The organism is Actinomycetota bacterium, assembly GCA_014360655.1.
Classification (GTDB): Bacteria; Actinomycetota; Geothermincolia; order Geothermincolales; family RBG-13-55-18; genus JACIXC01.
In genome coordinates this window covers 63,723-82,655 of record JACIXC010000001.1, presented here as the reverse complement: position 1 = coordinate 82,655, position 18,933 = coordinate 63,723, and the positions used below count along the sequence as shown (strand labels likewise).

18 protein-coding genes, 1 tRNA gene and 1 riboswitch are annotated in these 18,933 nt (G+C 66.3%); of the genes, 16 read left to right on the top strand and 3 right to left on the bottom strand.

Annotated features, from left to right (window positions below; translation table 11 throughout):
- Positions 1-101 precede the first annotated feature (101 nt).
- From eno to H5T73_00320, 4 genes are all read left to right on the top strand, one after another.
- On the top strand, positions 102-1,376 hold the full coding sequence (gene eno, locus H5T73_00335; GenBank protein MBC7246214.1) for a phosphopyruvate hydratase: 1,275 nt from the start codon (positions 102-104) through the stop codon (positions 1,374-1,376).
- A 26-nt stretch (positions 1,377-1,402) separates the two neighbouring features.
- Positions 1,403-2,512, top strand: a complete 1,110-nt coding sequence (locus tag H5T73_00330) for a hypothetical protein (protein MBC7246213.1) — start codon at positions 1,403-1,405, stop codon at positions 2,510-2,512.
- Between the two features lie 61 nt (positions 2,513-2,573).
- Positions 2,574-4,001 (top strand): pyruvate kinase, encoded by a 1,428-nt coding sequence (gene pyk / locus H5T73_00325; protein MBC7246212.1) that lies wholly within the window; start codon positions 2,574-2,576, stop codon positions 3,999-4,001.
- 419 nt (positions 4,002-4,420) lie between these two features.
- Complete coding sequence (locus H5T73_00320; protein ID MBC7246211.1) at positions 4,421-4,777, top strand: septum formation initiator family protein; 357 nt, start codon at positions 4,421-4,423, stop codon at positions 4,775-4,777.
- Between the two features lie 278 nt (positions 4,778-5,055).
- Here H5T73_00320 and H5T73_00315 read toward each other — a convergent pair whose 3' ends face one another.
- Both H5T73_00315 and H5T73_00310 read right to left on the bottom strand, forming a co-directional pair.
- Positions 5,056-6,009: a hypothetical protein gene (locus H5T73_00315; GenBank protein ID MBC7246210.1), complete on the bottom strand. Its 954-nt coding sequence runs from the start codon at positions 6,007-6,009 to the stop codon at positions 5,056-5,058.
- Positions 6,009-6,545 (bottom strand): RNA polymerase sigma factor, encoded by a 537-nt coding sequence (locus H5T73_00310; GenBank protein MBC7246209.1) that lies wholly within the window; start codon positions 6,543-6,545, stop codon positions 6,009-6,011. Before H5T73_00310 ends, H5T73_00315 begins: the two co-directional genes overlap by 1 nt.
- Positions 6,546-6,850: 305 nt before the next feature.
- Here H5T73_00310 and H5T73_00305 point away from each other — a divergent pair, with 305 nt between their 5' ends.
- The 3 genes from H5T73_00305 to H5T73_00295 all read left to right on the top strand — a co-directional run bounded on the left by H5T73_00305 (position 6,851) and on the right by H5T73_00295 (position 8,647).
- Positions 6,851-7,333 (top strand): hypothetical protein, encoded by a 483-nt coding sequence (locus H5T73_00305; GenBank protein ID MBC7246208.1) that lies wholly within the window; start codon positions 6,851-6,853, stop codon positions 7,331-7,333.
- 445 nt (positions 7,334-7,778) lie between these two features.
- Positions 7,779-8,222: a MaoC family dehydratase N-terminal domain-containing protein gene (locus tag H5T73_00300; protein MBC7246207.1), complete on the top strand. Its 444-nt coding sequence runs from the start codon at positions 7,779-7,781 to the stop codon at positions 8,220-8,222.
- Positions 8,222-8,647, top strand: a complete 426-nt coding sequence (locus H5T73_00295; protein MBC7246206.1) for a dehydratase — start codon at positions 8,222-8,224, stop codon at positions 8,645-8,647. Before H5T73_00300 ends, H5T73_00295 begins: the two co-directional genes overlap by 1 nt.
- Positions 8,648-8,650: 3 nt before the next feature.
- Here the strand turns inward: H5T73_00295 and H5T73_00290 are convergent, their stop codons facing one another.
- Positions 8,651-9,805 (bottom strand): acyl-CoA dehydrogenase family protein, encoded by a 1,155-nt coding sequence (locus tag H5T73_00290; GenBank protein MBC7246205.1) that lies wholly within the window; start codon positions 9,803-9,805, stop codon positions 8,651-8,653.
- 178 nt (positions 9,806-9,983) lie between these two features.
- On the opposite strand from H5T73_00290, the gene H5T73_00285 reads away from it, so the two are divergent.
- From H5T73_00285 to H5T73_00245, 9 genes are all read left to right on the top strand, one after another.
- Positions 9,984-10,412: a MaoC family dehydratase N-terminal domain-containing protein gene (locus tag H5T73_00285; protein ID MBC7246204.1), complete on the top strand. Its 429-nt coding sequence runs from the start codon at positions 9,984-9,986 to the stop codon at positions 10,410-10,412.
- Positions 10,413-10,463: 51 nt separating this feature from the next.
- Entirely contained in the window at positions 10,464-11,024 is a 561-nt protein-coding gene (locus H5T73_00280; protein MBC7246203.1) for a DUF501 domain-containing protein, read from the top strand.
- A complete protein-coding gene (locus H5T73_00275; GenBank protein ID MBC7246202.1) occupies positions 10,994-12,016 on the top strand; it encodes a Ppx/GppA family phosphatase in 1,023 nt (340 codons plus the stop codon). The genes H5T73_00280 and H5T73_00275 overlap by 31 nt, the downstream gene beginning before the upstream one ends.
- A 95-nt stretch (positions 12,017-12,111) precedes the next feature.
- Positions 12,112-12,471 (top strand): response regulator, encoded by a 360-nt coding sequence (locus H5T73_00270; GenBank protein ID MBC7246201.1) that lies wholly within the window; start codon positions 12,112-12,114, stop codon positions 12,469-12,471.
- Between the two features lie 293 nt (positions 12,472-12,764).
- Positions 12,765-12,849: transfer RNA gene (locus H5T73_00265), tRNA-Leu, on the top strand.
- A 251-nt stretch (positions 12,850-13,100) separates the two neighbouring features.
- Positions 13,101-14,183, top strand: a complete 1,083-nt coding sequence (locus H5T73_00260) for a hypothetical protein (GenBank protein ID MBC7246200.1) — start codon at positions 13,101-13,103, stop codon at positions 14,181-14,183.
- A 153-nt stretch (positions 14,184-14,336) separates the two neighbouring features.
- Positions 14,337-15,641 (top strand): acyl-CoA dehydrogenase family protein, encoded by a 1,305-nt coding sequence (locus H5T73_00255; protein ID MBC7246199.1) that lies wholly within the window; start codon positions 14,337-14,339, stop codon positions 15,639-15,641.
- Positions 15,642-15,708: 67 nt separating this feature from the next.
- Entirely contained in the window at positions 15,709-16,998 is a 1,290-nt protein-coding gene (locus H5T73_00250) for an acyl-CoA dehydrogenase family protein (protein ID MBC7246198.1), read from the top strand.
- Positions 16,999-17,182: 184 nt separating this feature from the next.
- Positions 17,183-17,269, top strand: a riboswitch (cyclic di-GMP riboswitch).
- A 38-nt stretch (positions 17,270-17,307) separates the two neighbouring features.
- On the top strand, positions 17,308-18,885 hold the full coding sequence (locus tag H5T73_00245; GenBank protein ID MBC7246197.1) for a hypothetical protein: 1,578 nt from the start codon (positions 17,308-17,310) through the stop codon (positions 18,883-18,885).
- Positions 18,886-18,933 lie beyond the last annotated feature (48 nt).

Here is an 18,933-nt window from a genome sequence, read left to right as displayed (position 1 = left end):
CCCGGGCGGCGTGGTTTTCCCGTGGCGTTGCGGGGTTCACGCGATCCTTGCGGGAAGGCGCTCACTAGGTGGAAAAAGATGGCAGCGCACGGGAGGTGGAGATGTTGAAGATCGCGGGGATGACGGCGCGCGAGGTGCTCGACTCACGGGGCAACCCTACCGTGGAGGCGGAGGTGTTCCTGGAAGGGGGGGCCGTGGGCAGGGCCATCGTGCCCTCGGGCGCTTCCACGGGAGCCTTCGAGGCCCTGGAGCTGCGGGACGGGGACGAGAGGTACGGCGGCAAGGGGGTGCGCAGGGCGGTGGAGAACGTGACGGGAGTGATCGCCCCCCGGCTGCTGGGCATGGACGCCTCGCGGCAGCAGGAGATCGATGGCCTCCTCCTGGAGCTCGACGGCAGCGAGGACAAGTCGCGCCTTGGCGCCAACGCCATCCTATCCGTCTCCCTGGCCGTGGCGAAGGCCGCCGCGGCCGCCTGCGGCCTGCCCCTCTTCCGCTACCTGGGGGGAGCGGCGGCGTGCGTGTTGCCCGTGCCCATGATGAACATCCTCAACGGGGGGGCGCATGCCGACAACAACGTGGACATCCAGGAGTTCATGGTGGTCCCGTGGGGGATGGAGTCCTTCCGGGAGGCGCTGCGCGCCGGCGCGGAAGTCTATCACGCTTTGCGGGGAGTCTTGAAGAAGATGGGCCTCAGGGTGGGCATCGGGGACGAGGGGGGATTCGCCCCCGACCTGGAGAGCAACCGCGCGGCGCTGGAGGCCATAGTGGAGGCCATCCGCGCGGCTGGATACGAGCCGGGGAAGGACGTGGCCCTGGCCGTGGACGTGGCGGCCAGTGAGCTCTTCAGGGACGGCAAGTACGTCTTCGCGGGCGAGGGCAGGGAATTCGCCCCAGGCGAGCTGGTGGATTATTACCGGCAACTCGTGGAAGACTTCCCGGTGGCGCTCATCGAGGACGGCATGTCCGAGGAAGACTGGGAGGGCTGGGCACTGCTCACCACCCGGCTGGGAGCCAGGCTTCCCCTGGTGGGCGACGACGTCTTCGTGACCAACCCCGGGAGGCTGCGGCGTGGCATCGAGGAGGGCGTGGCCAACGCCATCCTCATCAAGCTCAACCAGATCGGCACCCTAAGCGAGACCCTCGAGGTCATGCGGCAGGCGCGGCATGCCGGCTACCTCTGCGTGGTCTCCCACCGCTCCGGGGAGACGGAGGACACCACCATCGCGGACCTGGCGGTGGCCACGAACTGCGGCCTCATCAAGACGGGGGCGCCCGCGAGGACGGACCGCGTGAGCAAGTACAACAGGCTCCTGCGCATAGAGGAGATGCTGGGAGGGGCGGCCCTCTATCCGGGAGCCGCGGCCCTGCGTGGCTGATACGGCGGATCATCCCATGTGATGCCATGTACGGGGGAAAGAGGGGAAGGGACGAGGGCGTTTCGCGGCGCTTTCTTCTCATCATCATCGCCATGACGGCCTCGTGCGCCGTGCTGGTGGGGCTCAGCTATTACATCGCGAGCCTTTTCTCCGGGATGGTCATGATACCGCGAACCAGGGTGGAGGAGGTCGGCGGCGATGGCGAGCTCCTGCTGCCGCTGGAGCGGGAAGTACTTTCCATGCAGGTGTCCGCTGACGGGGGGTTGCTCTCCGTGATCGTCTCCGGAGGCGGGCGGGGCGGCAACCTGCTCGCGGTGTACCGCCTGGGAGAGGGCACGGCGGGGGAACCGTTGTGGCAGCGCGAAGTGAAGGGCTTCAGGGCGCGCTGGGTGGGGCAAGGGAACAGGCTGTCCTTCGAGGACGGGGGGGATATATGGTTGCTCGATCTCTCCGCGCCCGAGCCGGCTGCCCTTAACCTCACCGAGAGCGAAGCCTTCGACGAGGATCCCCTGCCCTCCCCGCACGGTGACTATATCCTGTGGACCGCTTCCCCTCCCGGTACGGTGGAGAAGGAGTTCTGGTGCATGTTGAGCAACGGCAGGGAGAAGGCCTACCTCGCGCCCTGGCAGGAAATGGTAGCCTGGAGCCCGGCGGGCGACCGCGTCATGTCGGTGAGCCGTACCGTTTCCCGGGACGCGCACGACGGGGCGGGCTACCTTTTGCAGGAGGCGAGGGTGGGAGGCACGGGATGGAATTACTACCTGCGCAGCGACGAGGAGGTGCGCTTCCTGTGGTGGTGCCCTGCGGGACTTTTCTTCGTGGCCCCGCGCCGGCTGGAGGAAGAGGGGGTGCGGGCGGTGTGGTTCAAGGTCGAGCCTTCCGGGCGCGTGCTCAGGGAGGCGTCCACGGACGGCCTGGGGGAGGACGCGGCGTCTTACGTGTTCTATCCCGACAGGGAAGGGGAGAGGGTCGCCTATGCGGGCGAGAAGGGCCTGGAGGTGCTGGACCTGGTACGGGAGGCGATTCACCGCTACCCCGCGGTGCAGGCTTCGCCGAAGATAGTAGCCTGGAAGGGAACGGAAAACGCGTTGCTCTACGCGGGAGCGGGGGGCATCTACCGGCTCGCCCTGCGGTGAGGGGAGGTCGCAAGGGGAGGCGGTCGGCGAGGACGCGCTTCCCCGGCGGTGAGGAGGGATCATGGAAACGGGCAAGGCCAAGATAGTCGCCACTCTCGGTCCGGCCTGCAGGGAAGTGGGGACCCTTGAGGCCATGATACGCGGGGGGATGGATGTCGCGCGCATCAACGCTTCGCATGCCGACACGGACATCATCCGGTCCGAGGTGGAGGCGGTACGCGAGGCCGCGCGCCGCGCGGGCAGGGAGGTGGGCATCATCCTGGACCTCATGGGGCCGAAATTGCGGGTGGGGGAGATCGCGGGAGGAGAAGTGTTACTCGCGGAGGGCAGCCTGCTTTCCCTCTGCGGGGAGCCCGTCGCGGGCGACGCCCGGAGGGTGAGCGTCAACCTGCCCGCGTTCCCGACGCTGGTTAGCGTGGGCGATACCTTGCTCCTGGACGACGGGGCCATCGTCCTCGCCGTGGAGGGGGTGCGGGGTTCCGAGGTGGTATGCCGCGTGGTGAGCGGGGGCGTGCTGCGTTCGCGCAAGGGAATCAACCTGCCCGGCAGGCGACTGCCGCTCCCTTCCCTTACGGAGAAGGACCTCTCGGACCTGGAGGCGGGAGTGCGGGCCGGCGTGGACTGGGTGGCGCTCTCCTTCGTGCGCTCGCCGGATGACCTTGAGGCCCTGCGCGGGGTGCTGCGGGAGAACGGCTGGGAACTGCCGCTCATCGCCAAGGTCGAGAAGCGGGAAGCGGTGCAGGAACTGGAGGCGGTGGTGGAAGCGGCCGACGCGGTGATGGTGGCGCGTGGGGACCTCGGGGTGGAGATGCCCCTGGAGGAGATACCCCTCCTGCAGAAGAGGATAATCGCCGCGGCGGCCAGGCGTGGGAAGCCTGCCATCACCGCCACCCAGATGCTGCAGAGCATGATGGAGAGTCCTACACCGACACGCGCGGAGGTCACCGACGTGGCCAACGCGGTGCTGGACGGCAGCGACGCGGTGATGCTCTCGGGGGAGACGGCGGTGGGCGCCTTCCCGGTGGAGGCTGTGGAGACCATGCGGCGCATAGTGCGCACGGCGGAGGGCGCGCTCGATTACGCCGCATGGCTGGAGGAACGCCGCCGCTGGATCGGGAAAGGCGCCGTGGAGGCGGTGTGCATGGCGGCATGCGAGCTCGCGCTCCAGACGGAGGCCAGCGCCATAGTGACCCCCACGGAAACCGGGTTCACCGCGCGGCAGGTGAGCCGTCTGCGGCCGCGCCAGCCCATCCTGGCCCCCACACCCGACCCTGCCGTCGCCAGGCGCCTGAACCTCTACTGGGGCGTGCGTCCCCTCCTGGTGGAGGTGCACGGCGGCGTGGAGGAGACGCTGGACGCTGCGAAGCAAGTGGCGCGCGAGGAGGGGCTCTTCGCGCCCGGGCAGACGCTGGTAATAACCGCCGGGCTGAAGGCGCCGGGCCAGACGGGAATGCCCACCACCAACACCATCCACTGCATAACCGCGTAGGGTTCAGGGCCCGTCTCGTACGTAAGGGTAGGTCGCTTGCGTTCGGGGTGCCTAAGGCGATGCGTGTTTCCGTGTTGACCCCGGGAAAGAGCCACGCGTCCCCTCGGGCATAGAACGATCTCCGGACGACCCCGTGCCCGGCCCCTGTACCCGTTGGGCTTGTAAATTAAAGTTATATTATGATATTAATGATAATAAAAGTGGTGTAATCTCATTATTGGTGAAAATGTGAGGATATGAGCGGGACGGCAAGAGTTGAAGGGGCGAGGGGGTCGTGCTCTGCGACCGTACGGGTCCGCCGAGGAAGGGCGGAGGAGCGCACGCGCGCCGGCATTTCCGATGCCCATGGGATCAGGCGGGAGAGCGGCAGGAAGGAAACGCGCACGGCCGCATCGCAATCCCGGCGGCAGGTCTCGCCGGTGAGGAGAAAAAAGCGTCGTGCGGTGGTGCTCGTCGCTGTTCTCATCGCCCTCGGACTGATCGCCGCGGTGCTCTACCGCCCGGTCACGCGGGTCGTCGAGAGCAGGAGGTCGCTGCTACGGGCGGAGGAAAGGCTGGCCGAGGAGAAGGCGAAGACGCGGGAGCTGGAGGAGAGGCTGGAACGCGACCTCAGCGAGGAATACGTCGAGGGCGAAGCGCGCAGGATGGGTTACGTGAAACCCGGGGAGATACCACTCATCGTCCTGGACGATAAGGATCGCGCTTCGGGGGATGGCAACACGGAGGAAGGGGCGGAAGGGGAGGAAAACGCCGCTTCCGTTGAGGCTTCGCCTTGAGCCGCGGGTGAACCGGGGAAAAAGCACAAGGGGCTCATGGGCCCCGGTTTTTCGCCGCAACGCGCATCCCGGGAACGGACCGCGCCCGCGTCGAGCGCACCCTGCATGGTCATCTCTGGAATATTTTCCCACAGCACCGTCCGCGCGAAGATAGAGGATAGGGGGCCGGATGAAAGTCCGGTTCCCCGGGCCGGGAGGCGACCCGGTCCATCTCCCCCTCCGCGCCGCCCATGTCGGGAAAAAGGGTCGAGGGGCCGTCTCCGCGGGCCGGAAAGGGCTCAATCTTCCCGGTGATTTCCGGAACGGAAGTCGCCGCGCGCTCCCGTGGTCGCCTGCCCGTGCGTACCGCCCCCGCTTGCCTCCCCCTCCGTTGTCACGCCCCCGCGTGAGACCCCACCTTCCCCGGGATACGTTGCGGTGCAGGTCGTAATGGCTTCCTGTTCCTGGCAGGAGAAGGAGGTAGCGTCGCCCGGCGCATCAACGGCAGCTCCGCCGCCCCTTTCGCCCTTGTCCTCACCGTTGCCGGGTAAGCCCGGCTTTCCCTCGTGATCGCAGCCTTCACCGCAGCGCCTGCGCATGCGCGCCCTGCTCCCGTCGCAGATCCTGTAAGCCTCCTCCAGGCAGGACGACATGGCGGGAGTGGTCGCGGGAAAGCGCGGCATGCTCTCGAGCGCGGCCGCCTGCTCCTCCAGCGTTTCCAGCAAGCGGGCGGCCAGCAGGGAAGCCTCCTGTCCGGAAAGGCCGTCAAGCAGGGCTTCGGCGCCCTCCACGTTGCGCCGGTATTCCCGCAGCCAGCGCTCTGCCGCGGGCTCCGAAGCGCCGGCCATCATGTGCGAGAGCTCTCGCATGCGCCGCTCGCTGTACTCCATCTCCAGCTTGGCATCCTCGGCGCGGGAGACGGTGAAGAACACGCGGGTCCTCTCGAAGAAGATCTTGCTCCCGTAGAGCAGGGACCCGGGCGCGGCGTCCATGGATGCGGCGTAGGTGGCCGAGGTTGTGCCCGCGAGGAGAACGACGGCGAGCAGCGTGGCCAGGACGGCACGGTGGGCGGGAAGCGGCCTGCGGTAAACGCGTCTGCCCGTCGCCGCCTGCCGGGCGGAGGCGATGGCGGCGGCGCGCTGCGCACCGTGATGCACCAGCGCGCGCGGCACGCGCGGCTGCGGGATTTCCCGCAGGAAGGCGTCCGCCTTCATCTCCAGCGCCGTTTCACTCCTCTCTCTCCGTCTCATCATCAGTGCCAACCCCTCTTCTCCAGCAATCTGCCCAACTTCCTGAGCGCCCTGTGCTGCAGGGCATTGACGGCTCCCGGGCTGCGGCCCAGGACCGCGCCCACCTCCTCGTTGCTCATCTCGGTGAAATATTTCATCACGATGACCTGCCTCTGCGCCTCGGGAAGCTCCTTCAGCACGCTGTATACAGCGCGCCTCCGCTCCTCTTCCTCCACCGCCTCCGACGGCGGTTCCTGCCCCGACTCCAGCTCTGCGGGGAGCTCCTGCGTCCTTCTCCCGCGCCTCAGGTGATCGACCAGCAGGTTATGGGCGATACGGAAGACCCAGGATTTGAAGGACGCCTTGCGGGCGTCAAAGGCGGCGATATTGGCGAGACACCGCACGAAGGCCTCCTGCGCCAGGTCTTCCGCTTCCTCCGGCGAGGAAAGGCTCCAGTAAAGGTAACGGTAGACCGGCTCAAGCAATCGCTCGTACAGCGCGGCGAACGCCTCCTTATCGCCGCCGGCGGCGCTTTCCGCCAGTTCCTCCAAGGTGCTCAAGCGATATTCCTTTCTGTCCTTATATACGTCCCCCGCGCGAGAAATGAACGCAAGGCCCCCGCGGGCTTTTCCCGGCCCCGCCTTGCTTGGCCGCCTCCACGCGGAGGGGCATCGTGGTCCCATCTCCGCGGAAAGGGGGGAACCGGGCCGCCTCCGCGCTTGCGATATGATTAAACAACATCTCCGCGCCGGCCGGTATGACGAAACGCTTGCGGCGGCCCGCGCCCGCCTTCTTTTCGGACGGGGCGTATATGGGGGGAGGCGCATGCGTATATAGGCTCAGAAACGGAAAAGGAGGTGAGAATATGTCCAGAAGAGCGATCATGATCGCCGTGATCACGGGAGTGGCCGTTCTGCTTGCGGCGGGCCTTGCCGTGGCGGCGGCCGACGGAGTAGGCGGGTCATCCGATGCACCGGGTTGCGGGATGGTGCCGCGGAGCGGGCTGGCGAAAGAGCCGGCAGGCTGTAACCCTGGAGGCGAATGCAGGTCCCGAAGCGAGCATTGCGAGCAGGTGGAGAACGGCGCATGCGCCGGTGATTGTGAACGCCTGCGTGAGCAGTTGCGCGAGAGGGACGGAGAGTGCCCGTGCGACGGTACCGGCGAGCAGTTCCGCAAGGGCAACGGGACTCCCGCGGGGGAAGAAGTGCCCGGAGCCGAGGGAGCCGTGCGGCGGTACGGTAGCGGATACGTTGCCGGGGGAAGCGGCGACGGGGATTGCGCCGGCGACTGCCTGCGCGAACGTGACCGCGCCCGCGATTGCGCGCGCGACGGCTCCGGGGGCGCATGAGCCGTTCCCTCCGGGACCTGACAGGCCTTGCCAACGGTTCTTGCCCGGACCAGGGAGGAGGCGCGAAGTCGCCGCCCGCCGGCTCGGGCAAGCGCCTTTTCTTACGCGCAGGAAGAAGAACATCGCATAACCCGCCGTGACGCATTCCGCACGGCGCTCTTGCAGGGAGCGAGCTTTGCGCCATGCCGCACGTTTCGATAGGTGTTTCCCACGGAGCGGGGCCGCGCGCGGCGGTGTTGTCCGCGCGGCGGGGCCGCTGTTTGAGAAAAGGGGATGTCTTGCGCGCCGTACCATAATGCGAATGCACCGCACACGGTACCAAGAAGCCCCTGCATGGCGCTTCCGACGGAGCGGGGCCGCGCGCGGCATTGTCCGCGCGGCGAGGCGGGTGTTAGAATTTCCTTGCTTCGCGTCGCTCGGCGGAAAGCAAAAAGGAGGGAGGTACATGATAGATCACCGCTGGATAGGCAAGGCCTACGGCCCCATCAAGTACGAGGTGGGCCGGGAGAAGATGCGGGAGTACGCCGCCGCCGCCAAGGACTACCGTCCCATCTTCCACGACGAGGAGTTCGCCGCGGGTACCGCGTACGGCGATATAATCGCCATGCCCAACTTCGCCGCGGTGTACGCGCTGCGGGGGGCGGGAATGCTCCTCCTGGACCAGGAGATCAAGCTGAACCTGGCCATGCTGGTGCACGGCGCGCAGGAGTTCGAGTGGTTCACGGTGGTCAAGCCCAACGATGTCATCACCGAAACGGGCAAGGTGGCGGACATCTACGAAAAAGGCAACCTGGATTTCATCGTCTACGAGGGCGAGGCGCGCAACCAGCGGGGCGAGCTGGTGTGCCGCTCGCGGGCCACCTTCATCATCCGGGGAGGTGGCGCGTGATGGCCGAGCTCTGCGACTTGAGATACGGGGACGTGCAGGTGGGCCAGGAGATCCCCAGTTTTTCCCATACGTTCGACCGCATGGACGCCGTGGTCTACGCCGGGGCCAGCGGGGACTTCAACCCCATCCACACCAACCCTTTCTTCGCAAGGGACGTGGCCATGCTCCCCGACGTCATCGCACACGGGCTCTTCAACATGGCCCTGCTGGGCAAGACGGTCATGGACTGGATCGGCGACCCCGGGTACCTGAAGAAGCTGTCCTGCCAGTTCCGGGGCATGGTCATCCCGGGGGAGACGGTCACCTTCAGGGGCAGGGTGCGCGAGAAACTGGAGGGCAACCTGGTGGTGCTGGACGTCTGGGCGGAGAAGGGGGACGGGAGCGACGTCCTCAAGGGCGGCGAGGCCGTGGTCTACCTTCCCTGAGCCTCAGGCGTAGAGGCCCATGGTGGTGGCGATGATCTCCCGCATGATCTCGTCCGTGCCGCCGCCGATGCGCCCCAGGCGGGCGTCGCGCCAGGCCCTCTGCACCGGGTACTCCATCATGTAACCGTAGCCCCCCATGAACTGCAGGGCCTCGTCGGCCACCTCGCAGGCCACCTGGGCGGCGATGAGCTTGGCCATGGATATCTCCTTCACCGGGTATTCGCCGCGGTCGTATTTCCAGGCGCAGAGATATACCAGCGACTGCGCGGCCTCTATCTTGGTGGCCAGGTCGGCGATGCGGTGGGCGATGGCCTGGTTCTTGCAGATGGGCTTGCCGAACTGCACCCTCTCCTTGGTGTATTCCACCACGCTCTCCAGGGTCAGGCGCGCGCCGCCGATGGCCGCCGCGGCGCCGATGAGCCTTTCCCCCTGCAGCTCCCACATGATGTTGTAGAAACCGCGTCCCTCCTCGCCCAGCAGGGCGTCCTCGGGGATGAACATGTCCTCGAAGAATATCTCCGCCGTGTCCGAAGCGCGCATGCCCACCTTGTCCAGCTTGCGGTTGACGACGAAGCCCGGGGTGTCCGTGTCCACCAGGAAGACGCTCATGCCCTTGTAGCCCTTGCGCTTCTCGGTGCGTGCCAGGAGGGTCATGAAGTGGGCCCGGGCGCCGTTGGTGATGAAGATCTTGTTGCCGTTGACCCTCCAGCCCCCCGGGACCTTCTCGGCGTAGGTCTGTATGCCGGCCACGTCGGAACCGGCGTTGGGCTCGGTGATGCCCAGGCACGCTATCTTCTCGCCCTTGATGGCGGGCACCAGGTATTTCTGTTTCTGCTCCTCCGTGCCGAAGGCCAGGATGGGAGGGGTGGCCATGCCCACCTGCACGGCCACGGCCATGTTGACGCTGCCGCTGCCGCAGCGGCTGAGCTCCTCCGCCAGGACTATGTTGGTGAAGTAATCGCCCCCGCCGCCCCCGTACTCCTCGGGGTAGTGGAGGCCGAGGAAGCCAAGCTCGCCCAGGCGCGTGAAGACCCAGTCGGGGAAACTTCCCTGTTCCTCCCATTCGTCGGCGTGCGGCGCGAGCTCCTTCTCGGTGAACTCGCGGATGCTCTGGCGGAGCATCTCGTGCTCCTCGGTGAAAAAGGGACTGAGGGCCATGCCAGCGCTCCTTTCCACGATGTATTAATCTCCACTTAACATAACCATGCCCTTAAGATAGTCCCCAGGGCGCGGGGGGTCAACCCTTCCGTGGAAGGTGCGCAGATGGGGTATACTCAGGCATGAGGCAAAGCCGGCGAGCGGCGAGGAAGAAGAGGCGAGGAAGGAGTGAAAGCCCATGTTGTACTACCAGGATTTCAAGGTGGGGGAGAAGCTCGTGACCCGCGGACGTACCGTGACCGAGGCGGACATAGTCATGTTCGCGGCCTTCAGCGGCGACTGGTATCCCCTGCACGTGGACCGGGAGTACGCGGCGAGGAGCCCCTTCGGGGAGAGGATAGCCCACGGCATGCTGGTGCTCTCGGTGGCGACGGGGCTCATGCCGCTCACGGAGTGGGCCCTCATCGCTTTCTACGGCATGGATCGCGTGCGCTTCGTGAACCCCACGAAGATAGGAGACACCTTGCACGTGGAGGCGGAGGTGGTCGACAAGCGGGAGAAGGACGAGCGCGGAGGCGTGGTCTCCTTCCTCATGGAGGTGAAGAACCAGAAGGGCGAGAGCATGGCGGTCGCCGACTTCAAGGTGTTCATAGCGTCGCGCCGGTGAACGGGGCCGCGGCGCGTTTCCTCCCGGATGCCCCGTGCGCGGGGCGGGAAGATGGCTGGAGGAGCCGTGCATTGCGAAGAGATGCGGCAGGAGGACCGCTTGCTGGTGGAAAGGCAGCTCGGCCGTCCGTTGCGGGGCGAGGTGGCGGTCGCCTCGCGCTGCCCCCACGGCAGGGTGCAGGTGATCGCCACCTCGCCCCTTCTCGAGGACGGCACGCCCTTCCCCACCCTCTTCTGGCTTACCTGTCCCCTGTTGCAGCGTGCCGTTTCTCGTCTGGAGGGAAGCGGGTTCAGGGAGGAACTGCGTCGCAGGCTGGAGGGCGACGAGGATTTCGCCGCGGCGTTGCGCAGGGCCGAGGAGGGCTACCGCGAGGCGAGGTCGGCCTGGGCGCGGCGGCTGGGAGTCGCGGAGAGGGTGGAGGCGCTCTACGGCGACAGGGAGGGCATCGGGGGGACGGTCGCTGGGGGCTTGAAGTGCCTGCACGCCCACCTTGCCCACTACCTGGCAGGCGGCGCCAACCCGGTGGGAGCCGAGATATGCGCGGAGCTGGGCGACGTGCAGCGCGATGAATGTGGCGGGGAATGCGCTGGCTTCATGGGGAGGAAGCGGTGAAGGCGGCCGCCGTGGATATCGGGACCAACTCGGTGCGCCTGCTCATCGCCGAGGTGGCGGAAGGTGGCGGGGCGCCGACCCTGCGTACCCTGCACCGGCGCATGCGCATAACGCGGTTGGGAGAGGGCGTGGACGAATCGGGGTTGCTGCGGCGGGAAGCCCTGCAGCGCACCGGGCGCGTCCTGGAGGAGTACCGGGAACTGCTGCGCGAGGAGGGAGTCACGGCCCTGCTGGTAGCCGCCACCAGCGCCGTGCGCGACGCGGCGAACGCATCCGCCTTTCAGGCCATGGTGAAGGGGGTCATGGGCGCCGGCGCCCGGGTGCTGACGGGGAGGGAGGAGGCCTTCCTGTCCTATGTCGGCGCCACCTACGACCTGGGCGAGCTCGAGCCGGTCGGCAGGGCGTTGCTGGTGGTGGACATCGGGGGCGGTTCCACCGAGATAATCCTGGGGCGTGGCGGCGAGGTGATAAGGGATTGGAGCCTGGACGTGGGCTGCGTGCGCATGAGCGAGAGGTTCCTCAAGACGGATCCTCCCACCCCGCGGGAGAGGGAGGAGATGGAAGCCTTCCTGCGCGGGCGCATGGCGCCGCTCGCGCGGGAGATCGGGCCGTACGAGCCCTCGCTCGCCGTGGGGCTGGCGGGGACCGTCACCACCCTCTCGGGTTTGAGGCAGGGGCTGAGCGAGTACGACGGCGATGCCATACACCACACCCGCCTGACCCGAGGGGACGTGGAGGAACTCTACGCGACGCTCTCCGCTCTCCCCTGCGCCGCGAGGCGCGACCTCATGCGCCTGGAGCCGGGGCGGGCGGACGTGATAGTTGGCGGTTGCGGCGTGCTGGCGGTGTTCATGCGTGAGCTCGCCCTGGACAGCCTGCTGGTGAGCGAGAAGGACATCCTCGACGGCCTGGCGCTGGAGGCGGCCGGATGCTCGCACGCAGCCCGTGGCGGGAGGGCGCGTCCCGAAGCACCTGGCTCACACGGAACTTGAACGGGAATCGCTTCCATTATACAATGTGCGCAAGCAAAGACGGGAAGCGAGGTTCATCCACGCCGGAGAGAGGGAATATGGGGAAAAGGATTCTTGTGATAGATGACGAGCCGGCAATCCACCGCTTGGTGAAGATCATCCTGGAACAGGAGGGATTCCAGGTGGAGGGCATGGAGGAGAGGGCGGAGGCCCGGCGGTCGGTGAAGCTGGGGAAGCCCGACGTGATCATCCTCGACCTCATGATGCCGGAGGTGGACGGCTTCGAGATACTCAAGATGCTCAAGGAGGACGACGAGACGAGGGAGATCCCCGTCATCATCCTCACCGTGCGCATCCTCAGCGAGGACAGGGAGAAGGCCCTGTCAATGGGCGCCGACCTCTACATGACGAAGCCCTTCGAGCCGTCGCAACTGGTGGAGGCGGTGAGGTCCCTGGCGGGTCCCTCCGCCTGTTAGCGGCCGCCAGTCGCGCCGGGGGCCCGCTCGCCGCGTGCCCTGGGCGCATACCCGGAAACATGAACACGCCAGGTCACGCCTTCATGCCTTCATGGTTTCGTGAGCGCTTCCCGATGATGTCGAGCAGGCGGGGATGACATAACGCGCATGTTGAGCGGGCGGGCGGAAAGGTCGTATCATATTCATGTTATCCGTGTCGCGGTAACGCCGTGATGCATGGAGTGCCGGTGTGGGGAAGCGCAAGGCACTGCGCAGGCATCTCGCATGGCCGCATCCCGAAGGTATCGTCAGGCGCCCGGGTGGTGGAACCGGTAGACACAAGGGACTTAAACTCCCTCGGGTTATCCCGTGCGGGTTCGACTCCCGCCCCGGGCACCACAAGTTCCTGCCGTCGGCACCTCTTTTCGTATGCCCGGTATCATCCCGGCAAGGGAACGCGGCGACTTTTCCCGCGCCACCCCTCACCCTTCCGGTTTTTCCTGTTTCGAGGGACGCCGTCGGCGCCCCGCATTTTACCACCGCGCCCGAGTGGGTATATATTCTGTAGCGGCGAAACGGGGTCTCCGCGTGTCGTTGCGGCACCGCGTTTCGACGGGTAAAGGGTACACAGCCGACGGCAGGGGGAACGAGTGAGGTACAGGCGCTGCCAGGTATGCGGCAGCCCCAGGATTGTCGCCCGACTCAACCGCTGGATGCCCAACGGCACCATCGTGAGCGTGGGAGATCCCCGCATCCGGCAGGTTTTTTTCGAGGCGGACCTTCTTCCGAAGATCAGGCAGCGCATTTCGGAAGGGCTTGGCTTTCCCGTCAACCGCATCTTCTACGAGGCGGAACGCAACTCCGTGCGCGTGGTGGTGGAGGCCCTGCTCGACACGTTCACCAAGCGCCTCACCCTGCGCATCCCCCCTTTCCGGCGCGGCGCCGTGCATTTCTTTCATGACCTCGCGGCGCTCACCGGGACGGCGCATTCGCGCACCGTGAGATACAGGCCGGGCAGGTTCGGGGAGGCGCTGCTGCGCAATCCCTGGGACATCGATCTCATGGCCGCGGTGGTGGTGGGTGCCTTCGAGGCCCTGGAGAGGCGGCCCCTGCGCGCTACATGGAAAGAAATGGAAGATGACTACCTGCTGCGCGTCGAGGTCGTGGAGTCGAAACCGGAACACTCCGCGCGCCTCGAGGTCGATTTCACCCCGGTGAAGGGAGGAGATCACCGCCATCACGTCTGCCCCCGCTGCGGTCTCCCCCTGCCGCTAAGGAACCTGGAGTGGAGGGAAGAGGAAGGGATCATCGTGGAAAGGCGCCGGGGGATACGCATGATCAACTGGGAAGCGCATTCCGTGCGCCTGGTGACCAGGGAGCTGGTGAGGGAGCTGGGGGAGGCCGTGATCCCCATCATCGTGGATGCGGAGAGGGAACACACCCTGCGCATGCTGGAGGACCTGGGGATACGCGGGGTGGCGGAGGAGCGGGGACAGCTGCTGCAGGAGATGCTCTCCATCCTACCTCTCTACGGGTACGGGCTGGCCACCGAGGTGGAGTTCACCTCCGGCGGCATACTGCGGGTATGGATAGACAATCCATACGACGAATACCTCCTGGCGGGAAGGATGGCCGCCTATTACCAGGCCATGGAGGGAAGAAAGGCCAGGGTGGAATGGTCTTTCCAGGGCCCCTCCACCGTTTCCTACCTGCTGTCGCCCGAGGAGGAATAGGGAGGGAGCCGGGCAGCGTCTCGCCGGAGGGAGATGCGCGGTGGGAAGGAAACGCCCTGCGGGGTGCAGGAGAGGGAGCGTACGCCGGAGAAACGCGGCGGTACGGCTCGCGGCACGCGTGCGTAGAAGCTGACCGGCTGAAGGGAGGGAAACATGGATGAGCCCATCTCCATCGAGAGGCGCGAGAACAGGTTCATGCGGGAGCTGGTGGGCCCCGGGGACACGTTCCTCATCGACCTGATAAGGGATTTCATCGACCGGGAGATCATGCCCATCCGCAGGGAGATGGAGGCGAGCACCCGCGGCGATTTCGCCCTGGTGGAGGAGGTGCAGAGGAAGCTGGTCGGCCTGGGCTTCCAGGGCGCCTTCCTCCCCCCGGAGTACGGGGGCTGGAACCTGACCTCCGCCCTCACCTACTGCGTGATCGTGGAGGAGTTCGGGCGCGGGGAGCCGGCCTGCATCGCCGCCCTGGGAGGCGGGGCCTGGGCCTTCCGGCCGGCGGTGATAGCCTGCAACCGCACGTTGCTGGAGGATTTCGCCCCCCGCTTCACGAGCGGGGAACCCTACGTGGCCTGTTTCGCCATGACCGAGCCCTCCGGGGGATGCAACATCGAGAACGTGGACATGCACGGCAGGGGCATCCATACCCGGGCGGTGCTGGACGGGGACGAATGGGTGATCGACGGGGCCAAGGTGTGGCCCACCAACTCCGGCATCGCCGACGTCTACTGCGTGGTGTGCAACACCGATCCCGAGCTGGGGGACGAGGGCATCGCCCTCATCTACGTGCCCGTCCCCACGGAAGGGTTCAGCTTCGGGAGGTTCGAGGACAAGGCGGGATTCCGCGCCAGCCGCGAGGGGGATTTCTACTTCGACGCCGTGCGCGTGCCCCGGGCGTACCGGGCGGCGGGGCCGGGAAAGGACGCCGTGCTCCTGCACGACAACCTCATCTTCGCCCGCCTTTTCAGCGCCTCGTGGGCGGTGGGTATCGCGCAGGGGGCCTTCGACGAGGTCCTGGCCTTCGCCCGCGACCACAAGCTCGCCGGGAGGCCCCTCCGCCAGCACAGCGAGGCGGCCAACCTGCTGGCGGACATGGCCATCGGCATCCAGGTGGGGAGGGACTCCTACGTGAACGCCGCCTACATGTTCGACCATCCCGAGACCTACGGCTCGCGCACCTCGCGGCACATGCTCTCGCGCTCCACGCTGGCCAAGGTCTTCTGCTGCGACATGGCGGTGGAGGTGACCAACAGGGCCATGGAGCTCATGGGCATGTACGGCGCGGAACGCGCCCGCAACGTGGAGAAGTACTGGCGGGACAACAAGATAATCCAGCTCTGGGAGGGCGGCGCCCAGCTGGGACGCATGGACGTCGCCCGGGGCTACTACCCCTACGACCAGTTTTACCCTAACGATCTCTACGAGGCGGCGCAGTCCCGGCGAGGAAAGCGAGGGTAGACATGGAAATATATGGGAAGAATGACATGACGGGCGGCGGCCCGCGGCATCTCGGGGGGTGAGCAGGATGGCCCGGACATCACCGGAAAACGGCGCAGGACGTTTCGTCGCGGATCTCCTGGGGCCAGAGGACCACATGCTCATGGAATCCCTCAGGGAATTCGTCGACCGGGAGGTCATGCCGGTGAGGAGGGAGCTGGACCGGGAGGCGAGGGCGGGATCGCGGTCGCTCCTTAACGGGCTGCTGCGCAAGCTTCAGCCGCTGGGCCTTCCCGGCGGGGTGCTGCCCGAGGAGTACGGGGGCTCGGGCCTGGGGTCGGCCCTCACCCTGGCCCTGGCGGCGGAGGAGGTGAGCCGCGGGGACGCCTCCCTCTTCCAGGTGGTGGCGGGGACGATACTGGCCCTGCGGCCGGCCGTTCTGGCCGGCAACGAAGAGCTTCTGCGCCGCTTCTCCCCGCATTTTGCGCGCAGCGAGGAGATCCGCCAGGGTTGCCTGGCCGTCCACGAAGAGCCCGCCACCGGGGATGTCCTGAACGTCGCGCTGCTGGGATCGAACCTGGAAACGAAGGCGGTTCGGGCCAAGGGGGGCTGGAAGCTGCACGGCGGCAAGGTCTGGTGCCCGAACGCGGGCCAGGCGGGCATCTATTGCGTCACAGCCGGCGAGGACCCCTCCCGCGGGAGGGAAGGCCTGGTCCTGGTCTACTGCGAGGCGACGGACGAGGGTTTCCGTTTCCTGGGCCGCCGGGAGACAGCGGGACTGCTCTCCGCGTCCTTCGGGGACATACGGCTGGAGGGGGTAAGGGTTCCCCTTTCCGATAGGGCGGCTGGGCCGGAAGAGGACGCCGAGATACTCCTGGACAACCTGGCCTTTTCCCGCCTGCTGGGGGCGGCATCGTGCGTGGGCGTGGCCCAGGGTGCCTTCGAGGAGGTGCTGGACTTCACCAGCGAGCGCCTGGCGGCCGGGAAGCCCATCCGCCAGCACAGCGTCTGCGCCTGCATACTGGCGGACATCGCCACCGCCATCCAGACGGGAAGGGATGCCTACGCCTGCGCGGCGCGCGTCTTCGACCAGGCGGAGAAAGGCCTACGCTCCTCTCCCGCGGTGCTCTCCCGCGCCTCCATGGCGAGGCATCATTGCGGCCGTGCGGCGGTGGAGGTCACCAACCGGGCCATGGAGCTCATGGGCTCCTACGGGTACGTGACCGATTACCACGTGGAGAAGTACTGGAGGGACGCGCGCACCCTGCATCTCCTGGACGCCGTGCCCCAGCAGCTGAAGATGGACATCGCGGGCGGTTACTACCGCCTCGACCCCTTCCACCCCAACCCCGTCTACGAGAAGCTTCGTCGCCCGTAGGGAAATGCGTTGGCATTGCCGCGGCGGCCGGGGAGCGGTGGCGGGGGATCTGCGAAAAGCCGCATGGGCCGCGCCCGGCCTTCCCGGTCATGACCGGGATCATGGCGAAGGGCGTGGAACACATGTAGATTAATCGTAGGATTATGAATTGTAAATCCTAATAGGATTTGTTAGAATTATCTAAAGAGCAAGAGGAAGCTTTGAAAGGCGGCTTGTAGTTTGGTCACTCGGGAGCCGCCGGGAGCTAACAGTGAAACCGGCCTCTTCACATAGAGGTCGGTTTCTTGTATGGCGAAAGGAGTGAACAAAATGAACGAGATGTTGAGAAGATCAGCGATTATTCTCTTGGCCTCGGCGCTCCTCTTTTTCCTCGCCTCTCCCTTTATGCCTGTTGCGGCATCGGGTAAGGGCGATATCGTCCAGTCCACCGGAGAGCGCGGCGAGGAATCGGGAATAGGAGAAGAGGCGGAGGACGAGTCTCCGGGGTTGGAGGCAACGTCCGCGGAAACGCCTTACGCGGGGGAAGCCGCGGCGGCGGAAGCGGGGGAAGATGGGGAGGCGGAACAGGCGCCTTCCTCTGATCTCAAGGCCGCTGCCCTCTCCATCGAGAACGGTCCTGACCCCTGGGAGGTCACCAGCCTGGACGTCTGGAAGGACGTGGACCTGGTGGAGGCCGTGGACCCGGAGATAGGACTGGAAAAGACGGCTTCCGAGGACTACCTGGAGATGACCGTGGGCGAGAAGAAGGAGATCACCTTCACCATAGAGGTGACGGCCGGCCTGAGCCCGGATACCTATCACATCACCGGCAACATCTTCGTACAGAACAAGGGCGACTGGCCGGCGGACGTGACCGCCGTCTCGGACACCGTGGAGTACAAGGCCGGAGGTCCGAGCTGGATTGCCGCCCCCTCGAGCATCACCACCACCGTCCCCCTGGGAGACAACGCCATACCTACAGGTGGGCCGCACGTCTATTCCTACGAGGGAACCTTCACCCTGCCGGTGGCGCTCTCCAGCGTCAGCTCCATGAGCAACCTCATCGAGATCACCATCAGCAACAAGCCCGATCCGCCCAAGCCGGGCATGCAGACTTGGACCTTCCACAGCCGGCAGGATTTCGACAAGCCGGCGGCGGGCGGACCGCAGGTGGTTACCCTGGAGGACATCGAGAGCGTGGACCCGCCCACGGGGCTGGGATACGAGATCAAGTCCGTGACCGTCAACGGAGCCCCGGCGGCATCCCTGACCGGGCCCTGGTCGCTTGACCTGGCCACCGCTCCCTACACCCTGCTCATTACCAAGGAACTCACCGCCGAGGCCGCGGGGACCTACACCCTGAACAACAAGGCCAGGATCGGTGAGCTGGAGGACGAGGTGGAGGTGGACATCGAGGTCAAGCAGGAGGAAGTTCTTCCCGCATCCATCGCGGGCACCAAGTGGCTGGATGCCAACGGCAACGGCACGGCGGACGAGGGAGAAAGCGGCTTGGATGAAGTTACCATCCAGCTCCTTGACGCGGACGGCCTGCCGGTCGCCAGCACGAAAAGCGCCGCCGGTGGCGCTTATTCCTTCGGCGGCCTCAAGCCCGGCCGTTACACCGTGCAGGAGATCGTTCCCTTCGGCTACGAGGCCACCGCGCCCACGGCCGTGACCTTCGACCTCCTTCCCGGGCAGAAAAAGAAGGTGGACTTCTTCAACCGGGTGCCGGTGGGAGGAGAGGTGGTGACGCCGCCGGTGGAGCCGCAGGTGCAGGTGGGAGCGGAGCAGACCCTGCCGGCCACCGGCTTCGACGTAGTCTACCTCTTCATCATGATGGGATCGTTGTTCGCGGCGGGAGCCTTGCTTGCTTCCCTCGGGGCGGCGAGGATGATCCGTGCGCGCTAAGAGGTAAGCCGTAATCAGTCTCTGCGATGGAGGAGGGGAAACTCTCCT

Coding starts and splice junctions, on each gene's coding strand:
- eno (MBC7246214.1), top strand. CDS start 102: ATGTTGAAGATCGCGGGGATGACGGCGCGCGAGGTGCTCGACTCACGG.
- H5T73_00330 (MBC7246213.1), top strand. CDS start 1,403: ATGTACGGGGGAAAGAGGGGAAGGGACGAGGGCGTTTCGCGGCGCTTT.
- pyk (MBC7246212.1), top strand. CDS start 2,574: ATGGAAACGGGCAAGGCCAAGATAGTCGCCACTCTCGGTCCGGCCTGC.
- H5T73_00315 (MBC7246210.1), bottom strand. CDS start 6,009: ATGATGAGACGGAGAGAGAGGAGTGAAACGGCGCTGGAGATGAAGGCG.
- H5T73_00305 (MBC7246208.1), top strand. CDS start 6,851: ATGTCCAGAAGAGCGATCATGATCGCCGTGATCACGGGAGTGGCCGTT.
- H5T73_00300 (MBC7246207.1), top strand. CDS start 7,779: ATGATAGATCACCGCTGGATAGGCAAGGCCTACGGCCCCATCAAGTAC.
- H5T73_00295 (MBC7246206.1), top strand. CDS start 8,222: ATGGCCGAGCTCTGCGACTTGAGATACGGGGACGTGCAGGTGGGCCAG.
- H5T73_00290 (MBC7246205.1), bottom strand. CDS start 9,805: ATGGCCCTCAGTCCCTTTTTCACCGAGGAGCACGAGATGCTCCGCCAG.
- H5T73_00285 (MBC7246204.1), top strand. CDS start 9,984: ATGTTGTACTACCAGGATTTCAAGGTGGGGGAGAAGCTCGTGACCCGC.
- H5T73_00280 (MBC7246203.1), top strand. CDS start 10,464: ATGGCTGGAGGAGCCGTGCATTGCGAAGAGATGCGGCAGGAGGACCGC.
- H5T73_00275 (MBC7246202.1), top strand. CDS start 10,994: ATGCGCTGGCTTCATGGGGAGGAAGCGGTGAAGGCGGCCGCCGTGGAT.
- H5T73_00255 (MBC7246199.1), top strand. CDS start 14,337: ATGGATGAGCCCATCTCCATCGAGAGGCGCGAGAACAGGTTCATGCGG.
- H5T73_00250 (MBC7246198.1), top strand. CDS start 15,709: ATGGCCCGGACATCACCGGAAAACGGCGCAGGACGTTTCGTCGCGGAT.
- H5T73_00245 (MBC7246197.1), top strand. CDS start 17,308: ATGAACGAGATGTTGAGAAGATCAGCGATTATTCTCTTGGCCTCGGCG.